The organism is Campylobacter concisus, assembly GCF_002913945.1.
GTDB classification, from domain to species: domain Bacteria; phylum Campylobacterota; class Campylobacteria; order Campylobacterales; family Campylobacteraceae; genus Campylobacter_A; species Campylobacter_A concisus_P.
In genome coordinates, this window is sequence record NZ_POZK01000031.1 from 58,510 (window position 1) to 69,817 (window position 11,308).

General features: G+C 37.8%; 7 protein-coding genes. 6 read left to right on the top strand and 1 reads right to left on the bottom strand.

Translation table 11 applies throughout. The annotated features are described in order from the left end of the window. Nucleotides 1-9: 9 nt before the first annotated feature. The 4 genes from CYP64_RS07265 to rlmN are packed head-to-tail and all read left to right on the top strand — an operon-like array spanning nt 10 to nt 5,859. Nucleotides 10-3,294: a DEAD/DEAH box helicase gene (locus CYP64_RS07265; RefSeq protein WP_103649233.1), complete on the top strand. Its 3,285-nt coding sequence runs from the start codon at nt 10-12 to the stop codon at nt 3,292-3,294. Next, on the top strand, nt 3,291-4,046 hold the full coding sequence (gene hisF / locus CYP64_RS07270; RefSeq protein ID WP_103649234.1) for an imidazole glycerol phosphate synthase subunit HisF: 756 nt from the start codon (nt 3,291-3,293) through the stop codon (nt 4,044-4,046). The genes CYP64_RS07265 and hisF overlap by 4 nt, the downstream gene beginning before the upstream one ends. Next, complete coding sequence (locus CYP64_RS07275) at nt 4,046-4,726, top strand: purine-nucleoside phosphorylase (protein WP_103649235.1); 681 nt, start codon at nt 4,046-4,048, stop codon at nt 4,724-4,726. Before hisF ends, CYP64_RS07275 begins: the two co-directional genes overlap by 1 nt. Beyond that, nucleotides 4,723-5,859, top strand: coding sequence for a 23S rRNA (adenine(2503)-C(2))-methyltransferase RlmN (gene rlmN / locus CYP64_RS07280; RefSeq protein ID WP_103649236.1), 1,137 nt, complete (start codon nt 4,723-4,725; stop codon nt 5,857-5,859). The genes CYP64_RS07275 and rlmN overlap by 4 nt, the downstream gene beginning before the upstream one ends. A 259-nt stretch (nt 5,860-6,118) precedes the next feature. On the opposite strand, the gene CYP64_RS07285 is transcribed toward rlmN, so the two are convergent. Continuing rightward, nucleotides 6,119-7,033, bottom strand: coding sequence for a pseudouridine synthase family protein (locus CYP64_RS07285; protein WP_103649237.1), 915 nt, complete (start codon nt 7,031-7,033; stop codon nt 6,119-6,121). Nucleotides 7,034-7,217: 184 nt separating this feature from the next. On the opposite strand from CYP64_RS07285, the gene purB reads away from it, so the two are divergent. Together purB and CYP64_RS07295 are read left to right on the top strand one after the other, a co-directional pair. Continuing rightward, a complete protein-coding gene (purB, locus tag CYP64_RS07290) occupies nt 7,218-8,549 on the top strand; it encodes an adenylosuccinate lyase (protein ID WP_103649238.1) in 1,332 nt (443 codons plus the stop codon). Between the two features lie 210 nt (nt 8,550-8,759). Next, complete coding sequence (locus CYP64_RS07295; RefSeq protein WP_103649239.1) at nt 8,760-11,135, top strand: ribonucleoside-diphosphate reductase subunit alpha; 2,376 nt, start codon at nt 8,760-8,762, stop codon at nt 11,133-11,135. Nucleotides 11,136-11,308 lie beyond the last annotated feature (173 nt).

Consider the following 11,308-nt stretch of genomic DNA (forward strand, 5'->3'; position numbering starts at 1 on the left):
GGCATAAATTTGAGCAAGGCAAATACCTTAAAATACTTTTTATTATCACAATATTTAGAGCCAAAAACCTTAGACAAGCCAAAAAAGACAAATACCAAATTTAAAAAATCAATAGACCTTGAGATCGCAAATTTCGATGAGAAATTTCTACAAATTTTAAGGGCATTTGACAGGTCGCTTTTAAAAAATGGTATAGAAATTTCGATTTATGGTGGTGTTTTTGAGACTGACTTGCTTGCCATTTATATCTCAAAGCTAGCAAATGTTAAATTTGAAAAAGAGCAAATTTTAGAGGAGCTACGCTCTGAGCAAATGAGCTTTGATAAGGCGTTTTGCTATAAATTTAAGCTTACTGGTGATTTGGTGTTTTGTAAAGATGATCAAAATTTTGCTTTAAAAGATGTAAATTTAGATGATGATTTAACTCCATTTTTTACACCAAACTCATCTGATGATCTTTTCATCTCAACAGCTCCTTGGGCAATGGCTCGCCTAGATCATCTAAAAGAGATAAGCCAAAGTGACTTTAACAAAGAGTGTGAGCGTATAAAAGACAAGCTATCTATCTATAAAGAAAAAATGGAATTTGGCAAATATATAAAGCTTATAAACGATGAGCTAAAAAGTGCACTTAAAACACCATTTTGTAATGATTTCTTAAGGCTTGAAGTAAAGATCATAAATCCAAATTCTAAAGAAAATGATAGCCTTTTAAATAGCTTTTTCATAGATGATATAAATTTGCTTATCAAATTTTATGAGTCAGGCAGGACGCATGAGCTAACGGATCAATTTCTAGACGAGGGCAGTGAGAATAAATTTGAAAGACTTGATGTAAGAGATGAGCAAAATAAAAGGCTTGTTAGAGATTTTCTTAAAGCAGAAGAATATCCAAGATCGGCCTTTGTTAGTGACTTTGCTTTAAATTTCTCGCAGCAAATTGCCGTTAATAACATCATTAAAAAATTTAAAGAAAAAAGTGGTGGAATTTATAGCGTAAATGGTGCTCCAGGAACCGGTAAAACAACACTTTTAAAAGACGTAATGGCTGAAGTTGTTACGCTTAGAGCGATGAAGCTCGCACAAATGAGTAGACATGATATCTTTGCTCCAGTTCGAGATAGTAGCGATAAGGTGCTTTATTTTACTCTAAATAAAGAACTCCAGGGCTATGAGATGGTTGTTAGCTCTTGCAATAACGGTGCGGTTGAAATTTTAAGTAAAGAGCTTAGCCAGTTAAAAAGTATTGGTAGTTATGCAGGTGAGATTGATTATTTTAAATTTATAGCTACAAGGCTTCTCTCGGCCGATGAAAAGACAAATTTTGGAGAAAAATCTTTTATCTCAAAACCTGCATGGGGGCTTTTTTGCATACCTCTTGGCTCAAAGCAAAATAAGTCAAATTTTGTTTTTAACGCGATTAATGGCGTAAAGATCGAAAAAACACATAGTCAGTTTAAAGACATTTCAAAAGAATTTAAAGAATTTATAGAACAAGATGGCTTTTTAATGGGGCTTGGCAAATACTTGGCTACTGGCGAAGGAGTTGATGATTACGACGAGGCAAAGGAGAAATTTAATCAAGCCCTACACGAAGTAAATCTACTTTTTAGCGAGATCAGGATCAAAGAAGAGGAGCTAAAAAGTATAAATAGCGAGCTTATAAATATCGATAAAAGACTTGATAACTATAATTCAGCAAAGCAAATAGACGAGCTTTTAAAACCACTAATAGATGAACTGGATTTGAGCAAAAATGAGCTAGAGCAAAAGGTGGCTGAAGCTAACGAGCTAACAAAGCTTATTAGTCAGAATGAAATTTTGCAAGAGTATCTGAGTGCGCCTATAAAGCCATCATTTTTTATTTTCCAGCAAATTTTAAAGACACAAGCTTTTGAAAAATATAACAGTGAAGCGCAAAAAGTTAGTGAGATAAATCGCCAAATAGCTGAGCAAAATTTGAAAGCAAGCAAGCAAAATAGTGAAAATAAAGAGAAGAATGAAGCAAAATTAAACGAACTAAAAGCTAAAATAACTCAGCTTGAAGAGAAAATTTTAGAACTTAACACCAAGATAGACCATCTCAACAAACTTAATGGTGACTTTGTTAGACGTCAAAAATTAATTGGCAGAAGCGAAGAACTTGATAGCTTTTTAAATGGTAGTTTTAATCAGAGTAATGAAGAAATACAAAAGAGTATGCCATTTATGATGGAGCGTGATCTTTATGAGAAACCCCACAAGACGAAGCTTTTTAAGGCAAGAATCAAGCTTTTTAAAGAAGCGCTTAATCTGCATAAAGCCACTATCTTTGCTTGCAAAGAAGCTGTTAGAACAAATTTGCGAGCTCTTAGCGTTATATTTAATGATGAAAAAATGGCTGAAAAAAACGGGCTTGAAGCTAAAGATAGACGTGAAATAATAAAAGGATTATTTTTACTAACGCCAGTTGTTAGTTCTACTTTCGCATCTTTTAATAATACCTTTAAAGAGCTACTAAATGGCGATATAGGCTTGCTCTTAATAGATGAGGCAGGGCAGGCAAATTTAACTAACGCATTAGGTGCACTGCTTCGTTCAAACATGGCTGTTGTAGTTGGTGATCCACTTCAACTTGAGCCTGTTGTAACATTGCCACCAGCTTTAAATAACGCTATTTTACGCTACTGTGATGCAAAAGATGAGTTTAATCTACTAAAATCATCAGTTCAACTTCGAGCCGATAAAGTACAAAATATTGGTACATATATAAAAGGAGAGGGTAAGTCCATTTGGGTTGGTTCGCCACTTATCGTTCATAGAAGGTGCGCCAACCCTATGTTTAAAATTTCAAACGAGACAACATATGATGATATGATGATACTTGGTAGAGGTAGTGAAAGTAAACTTAGTGATCCTAACATCAAAACAGAATGGATTGACGTTAGTAGTGATGAATGGATAGGTAATTATAATAAAGCCGAAGGTATGATCGTTAAAGAGCTTTTAGGTGGTAAGTTAGCCAAGCTAAAAGATAGCGTTAAAATAATAACACCTTTTAAAGATGTTTGTAAAAATTTAAAAGGGGCTGGTACCATTCACACCATGCAAGGCAAAGAAGCCGATGTTATTATCTTTATCCTTGGCGGTGCTACAAAAGGTGCTAGAGCATGGGCTGCTAGTACGCCAAATTTACTAAATGTAGCACTAACAAGAGCAAAAGAGGTTGTTTATATAGTTGGTAACCGAGAAAATTGGTCTAATCTGCCATATTTTGAGGTAGCTGCTAGAAAAATAGATAAAGGACAGATTTGAATCATTTTGCAAAACGCATAATCCCATGCCTTGATGTAAAAGATGGCAGAGTTGTAAAAGGTGTAAATTTCGTAGGACTTGTTGACGCTGGAGATCCTGTCGAAATAGCTAAAAGATACAATGACGAGGGCGCTGATGAGCTTTGTTTTTTAGATATTACAGCCTCTCATCTTGGGCGTGATACGATAGTTGATGTCGTTAAAAAGGTTGCAAGTAAGCTTTTTATCCCACTAACAGTTGGCGGAGGTATACGCACGATCGATGATATCTCTCGCCTTTTAAATGCTGGTTGCGATAAAGTAAGCTTAAATTCATCAGCTATACAAGAACCAAATTTGATTGATGAGGCAGCTAAGAAATTTGGCTCGCAATGTGTTGTAGTAGCGATCGATGCCAAGAAGATCGAAAATGGTTATAGTGTTTTTATAAATGGTGGTAGGATCGATACCAAAAAAGATGCCTTTTCTTGGGCAAAAGAGGTCGAGTCACGTGGAGCAGGTGAGATATTGCTAACCTCTATGGACAATGACGGCGTCAAACAGGGCTTTAATCTTGAGCTAACAAAGATATTTAGTACGCTTTCTATACCGACTATCGCAAGTGGCGGCGCTGGTAAGATGGAGCACTTTAAAGAGGCTTTTGAAGCCGGGGCTGATGCGTGTTTAGCTGCTTCGATATTTCACTTTGGTGAAATCGAGATAAAAAAGCTAAAAGAGTATCTCAAGGCAAATGGCGTTGAGGTTAGGCTCTGATGTTAGTTATCTCTGCTGGAAAAAATGAAATTTTTGACTTTGCTTTGCCAATGGGTGTGGGGCTAGTTGATATGGCGATAAATTTGACAAAATTTTTGCAGAAACGAGCATGTATTGTAGCAGATGAAAAGGGTATAAATTTAAAAAATATCGATCCGCACTATCTTGCAAAGATCGAAGCTAAATTTGCAAATTCATCAAATCCAGAGCTGCAAAATCTAAGCCAAAATTTGTCAAAAAATCCTAAACGAAATTTATATCAGATGCCAGAAAAAATAGTTTTCGTTGGCTCAGCTGGTCTTTATAAAGATGGTGAAATTTTACAAATTTATGAAAGTTCGGTTGGGGCAAATATTGAAATTTCTAGCGTAGAAAATAGATCTTATTCACCGATTGAGTGTGAAATTTCTTCTATCGTTTCACGTGGAACTATCAAAACAAATTCGTCAAATTTTATAACGACTGATAAAAATTTAGCTTATAAAATGTTTGAAAAAGGCTATTTTTTAGAAAATATGGAGTTTTTTTCTGTTCTAAAAGTAGCTCACATTTTTAAAATTCCAGCTTATGGAATTTTCGTAGCGACAAATTTTTGTAATAAAGATGCACATGCTGATTTTGTAAAAAATCACGCAGAGGCCAAGAAAATTCTAACAAAATATATAAAGGAAAATATGTGATAAATTTGCTTGATCTTAGTATCGATGAGCTAAAAGAGTTAGTTTCTCCACCATTTAGAGCAACACAAATCTACGAGTGGATATATAAAAAAAATACAACCGAATTTAGCCAAATGCTAAATTTACCTAAAGATATGCGTCAAGATCTGGCTGAAAAATTTTATATCGATCCTTTAAAATGTGTAAAATTTGAGCAAAGTAGCGACGGCTCTATCAAGTATCTTTTTGAGCTAAAAGATGGGCTAAAGATAGAGAGTGTCTTACTCCCGATGAAAGAGGAGATCAGTGATGAGAATGGAAAGATCAGTCGCCATGCTCGCTATACGGTTTGTGTTAGTTCGCAGGTTGGCTGTAAAATGGGATGTGCTTTTTGTCTAACAGCAAAGGGCGGGCTTGTTAGAAATTTGACTGCAGGCGAGATTGTGGGGCAAATTTTATGGATAAAAAGAGAAAATAAAATACCTTATGAAAGACGTATAAACGTCGTTTATATGGGCATGGGTGAGCCACTTGATAATCTTAGTAACGTTAGTAAAGCTATCAAAATTTTAGCTCTTAATGAGGGTCTAGCCATATCGCCACGTCGTCAAACCATTTCAACTAGCGGACTTGGCAGTCAGATAAAAAAGCTTGGTGAGATGGATCTTGGCGTGTTATTGGCCATATCGCTTCATGCTGTTACTAATGAGCTTAGAAGCCGTCTAATGCCGATAAATAAGGCGTATAATATTGAGGCTGTTATGGATGCTGTTAGGGGATTTCCTATCGATATGCGAAAGCGTGTGATGTTTGAATACCTTGTTATCAAAGACCTAAACGATAGCGTGAGTGATGCTAAAAAGTTAGTAAAATTACTTCATGGCATAAAAGCGAAGGTAAATCTTATATATTTTAATCCACATGAGGGCAGTGAATTTGGACGACCTGAGCTTACCAGTATGCTAAAATTTCAAGAATATCTAAGAGATCACGGCGTTACTTGTACGATCAGACAGAGCAAAGGACTTGATATAAGTGCAGCTTGCGGGCAATTAAAACAACGCAATGAAAATGCAAAATTTAAAGCTATTTCCAGCGATAAAAATTTAAAAATACATTCGCTTGAAGATAATAGTAAAGCTAGTATGAGTTAGAATGAGTGTACTTGATATAGCTGAAATAGTCTTTGTTGCTGTTGTGGTTTTACTTGGATTAGGACTTATTTTAAAAGTTTTAAAAGAAGAAAAAGATAGGCATAAATTCTAAGCATTAACATCAAGATAAAGCCTAGCTCTCATAAAGAAATAATTACATAAACTACAAAATTATTATTGTGATATCTAAAAGCAATAAACTTTGGCAAAACGTAGGTAAAGGTTTATGAGAAATAGAAATTTATTAAAAAATTTTAGACTAAAGTAAACTCTCTTTTGCATACCTATGAAATTCGCTTTCAGCGTCAAATTTACTTTTTATGTTATAAAAAATTTCATCAAATTTAAAAGAAATTTCATCTGAGTGGAGTAAGAGCCTTTTTGCTCCAGTTAAATTTATCCGTTCACGCTCGCTCATTTCTTTATCTAAAATTTTCTCGATCTGTGGACGTGACAAACCATAAAGTGGTTCGCCAAGGATCTTGTGTTTCACATGAAACAAATGTAAGCGAATTTGATGCTGCCTGCCAGTGAGAGGAATAGCCCGAAGTAAAGTTGTATCGATATCGTCAAAATATCTGATCGGCAAAATTTTAGTCACAGCGCTCTTGCCGTTTTTGCAAATTTGCATCCGCATTTTCACATCGTCGTAGTTGTTTGCTAGATCCATTTTGGCATCGATCATAAATTCTCGTTCGATCTTACCTTGTACCATTGCGACGTAGCTTTTAAAAACCTCTCTATTTTCAAAAATTTTCTTTAGTTTAATCGTAGAATTTCTATCTTTGCCCACAACTATCACACCGCTCGTCTCAAAGTCCAGCCTATGTGCCACGCTTGCATCTCGTCCAAAAAGTGTATAAATTTCATCATTTAGCGAGTACTCACAGTGTCTGCCATTTGGGTGGCTCAGCACCCCGCTTGGCTTGTCAAATACCGCAAAGCTTTCGCACTCAAAGATCGGCTTAAGTCCCTTTGGCTCAGCCTCATAGTCGATTAAAAAGACATCGCCACACAAAACGGCATTTTTCTCAATCACGACACTACCGCTACATATCAGCCTACCTTTATCTATGAGGCGTTGCGCTTCTCTCATACTAAAGCCAGTTTTCATTAAAATTTTATACGCTTTTTGTTTGTTTGCAGTGGCAATAAATTTATTTACGTAGGGCAAGGTAATCCTTTTAAAAACGAGTGAGTTAGCTTAAGCACAAATTTATAAGCGTATAACCGACATTTCAGCACGGATTTTATATAATCCAAACTTAAATTTTATAAAATTATACGATGTGATTTTTAGCTTTCAAGGCTAAAATTTACTTTTATGATGAAGAAAACTAATACAAAAAGGTTCAACAATGGTCGAAAGATACTCGCGTAAAGAGATGGCTGAAAAGTGGAGTATACAAGCAAAATACGACGCTTGGCTCAAGGTAGAAAAAGCTGCAGTTAAAGCTTGGAATAAGCTTGGCTTCATAAGCGACGGCGACTGCGAGAAAATTTGCAGAAATGCTAAATTTGAAGTGGCTCGCATCGACGAGATAGAAAAGACGACAAAGCACGACGTCATCGCATTTCTAACAAGCGTCAGCGAGAGCCTTGGCGATGAGAGTAGGTTCGTGCATTATGGCATGACCTCAAGCGACTGCATCGACACAGCCGTCGCACTTCAGATGAAAGAGAGCCTAGAGCTCATCATCAGCGACGTAGAGGAATTTATGCAGGCGGTCAAAAACAGAGCGATTGAGCACAAGCATACGCTTATGGTCGGCAGAAGTCACGGCATCCACGGCGAGCCGATAACTTTTGGCCTTGTGCTTGCCATCTGGTACGATGAGATCGCAAGGGCGCTAAAGCTCATCAAAGATGCAAAAGATACGATCAGCTACGGCAAACTCTCAGGCGCTATGGGAAATTTAGCCCACGCTCCGATGGAATTTGAAGAGCTAACATGCGAGGAGCTCGGTCTAAAAGCTGCCCCAGCGTCAAACCAAGTGATCCAGCGCGACCGCTACGCACATGTTGTAAGCGCTATCGCAGTTCTAGCCTCTACTTGCGAGAAGATCGCGGTTGCCATTAGGCACTACCAAAGGACCGAGGTTTATGAGGCGGAGGAGTATTTTAGCCCAGGACAAAAGGGCTCAAGCGCGATGCCACATAAACGCAATCCAGTCCTTAGCGAAAACATCACCGGCCTTTGCAGAGTGCTACGCTCATATGTCACGCCAGCACTTGAAAATGTCGCCCTTTGGCACGAGCGCGACATCAGCCACAGCTCAGTTGAGAGATTTATCCTACCAGATATGTTTATCACGGCTGATTTTATGCTGGTTCGCATCAAAAATTTGATAGCAAATTTAGTCGTATATCCAGAAAATATGATGAAAAATTTAAATTTAACAGGCGGACTAGTCTTTTCACAGCGTGTGCTTTTACAATTGCCGCAACGCGGAATTTCCAGAGAAGATGCCTACAAGATCGTTCAGCGCAATGCCATGAAGGTCTGGGCAGACTTACAAGAGGGCAAAAAAGCGATCGATGAACAAGGTCACAGCCTATTTTTACAAAATTTGCTAAACGATGAGGATCTAACCAAGAGCCTTAGCAAAGATGAGATCAAAGAGTGCTTTGACTACAACTACTACACCAAAAACGTAGATAGAATTTTTGCTAGAGTTTTTGGCAAGTAATTTAAATGCAAGAAGTAAATTTATGCTTCTTGCTTCAATACATCGCTTCAAAAATTTTTACAACTATTTTAAAATAAGATCAAATTTTTTAAAAATAAAATATTATTTTTCGAATTAAATTTTATATCAAAAATCACTTTTTAAACAAAGAGAGTTTTTATCTCCTTTTGGATAAAATCCCAAATTAAAATTTAACATGGAGAGATATTTTTGAAAGTTATAAAACGTAATGGTAGAACAGAAGAGCTTGATATAAGTAAGATCAAAAAATACACAAACGAAGCAGTTCTTGGACTGAGCAATGTAAGCCTTAGCGAGCTTGAAGTGGATGCGAAAATCCAGTTTAGAGATATGATAACGACTGAGGAAATTCAGCAGACTCTTATAAAAACAGCAGTCGATAAGATCGACATCGACCGCCCAAACTGGACATTTGTTGCCGCAAGGCTATTTTTATATGATCTTTATCACAAAGTGACCGGCTTTAACGGCTACAATCACTTAAAAGATTACCTAATAAAAGGCGAAAAAGTAGGCCGCATCATCCCTGGGCTAAAAGAGAAATACGATCTTGAGGATCTAAACGCTTACATTAGGCCTGAGCGTGACCTTCAGTTTGCATACCTTGGTATCAAGACGCTTTATGACCGCTATCTCATAAAAGATAAGAATGGTATGCCAATCGAGCTGCCACAGCATATGTTTATGGCGATCGCGATGTTTCTAGCGCAAAACGAGCTAGACAGTCAAGGCTGGGCTAAGAAATTTTACGACCTTATCTCTAAATTTGAAGTGATGCTAGCCACGCCAACACTCTCAAACGCAAGGACTACACGCCACCAGCTAAGCAGCTGTTACGTAGGTAGTACGCCTGATAATATCGAAGGAATTTTTGATAGCTACAAAGAGATGGCACTACTTTCAAAATTTGGTGGCGGTATCGGCTGGGACTGGAGCAAGGTGCGCGCAATGGGCGGTAGCATCGATGGACACAAAAACGCAGCTGGCGGTATCATCCCATTTTTAAAAGTGACAAACGACATCGCAGTAGCGGTCGATCAGCTAGGCACTAGAAAGGGCGCGATAGCCGTTTACATCGAGCCTTGGCATATGGACGTGAGCGATTTTCTCGATCTTCGTAAAAACTCTGGCGAAGAGAGACGCCGCGCACACGAGCTTTTCCCTGCGCTTTGGATAAACGACTTATTTATGAAGCGTGTTAAAGAAAATGGCCGCTGGAGCCTCTTTGACCCAGCTCAAGTAAGCGATCTTTGCGACCTTTACGGTGAGGAGTTTGAGAAGAGATATTTGGAGTATGAAAACGACGAAAATATCCAGAAAAACACCATCCTTGCAAAAGAGCTTTGGAAAAAAATTTTAACTAGCTATTTTGAAACGGGCATGCCATTTTTATGCTTTAAAGACAATGCCAATAAAACAAATCCAAACGACCACGAAGGCATCATCAGAAGCTCAAATTTATGCACCGAAATTTTCCAAAATACAGCGCCAAACTACTATAAGATCAAGATCACTTATGAAGATGGCAGCGAGGAGCTATTTGACGAAGAAGAAGACATCACGGTCGATAGTGGCATAACTAAAAAAGCCAAAAAGCTTAGCGCGCTTGATAGCCTAAAAGGCAAGCAAATTTTTATCGTAGAAAAAGAGAGCATCGAGGGCAAAACGGCAGTTTGCAACCTTGCAAGTATAAATTTAAGCAAGATAAACAGCAAAGAGGACATCGAGCGTGTCGTACCGATAGCCATTAGGATGCTTGATAACGTTATAGACCTAAATTTCTACCCACACAAAAAGGTAAAACACACAAACCTAGCTTCTCGCTCGATCGGCCTTGGTGTCATGGGTGAGGCGCAAATGCTAGCTGAGAAAAACGTAAAATGGGGCAGCTATGAGCATTTGGCGCTAATTGATAGCATAATGGAAAACATAAGCTACAACGCGATCTACGCTAGCTCAAATTTAGCCGTAGAAAAGGGCGTCTATCCAAAATTTGAAGGCTCAAAATGGAGCAAAGGCATCATGCCGATAGACACCGCAAATGAGAATGCAAAAGCTCTTTTAAATGACAAAGGCGGGCTATTTGACGAAAATGTCTGCGACTGGGACAAGCTAAGAGAGAAGGTCAAGCGTGACGGCATGAGAAACGGCTACCTAATGGCGATCGCTCCAACAAGCTCGATCTCGATCCTTGTTGGCACTACTCAGACCATCGAGCCAGTCTATAAACGCAAGTGGTTTGAGCACAACCTAAGTGGCATGATCCCAAATGTCGTGCCAAATTTAAGCCCTGATACTTGGCAGTTTTATACACCAGCTTATGAGCTTGATCAGAGAATTTTAATAAAAGCAGGCGCGATCCGCCAAAAATGGATCGATCAAGGTCAAAGTCTAAATATCTTCATGAGCTTAGACAAAGCAAGCGGCGGATATCTAAGTGAAATTTACACGCTTGCATGGGAGCTTGGACTAAAATCAACCTACTATTTACGCTCAGAGTCACCAGACAGCGAAAAGCTAAACGACGTAGCTGACCGCTCGATCGAATGCGAGGGTTGTCAGTAAAGAACTTTTTATAATAAGATGTTTGATTTGTTTTCTTATTTTGGAGTAGTAAAGCTATGAAAGTATAGTTGTTATATTTTATGAAATATGTTTATATAATTTTAAAAAATAAAGATACTTATTCTATTCTTGGTAATATTGCAACTATTATTGTTGCAATAACTGCCATATAC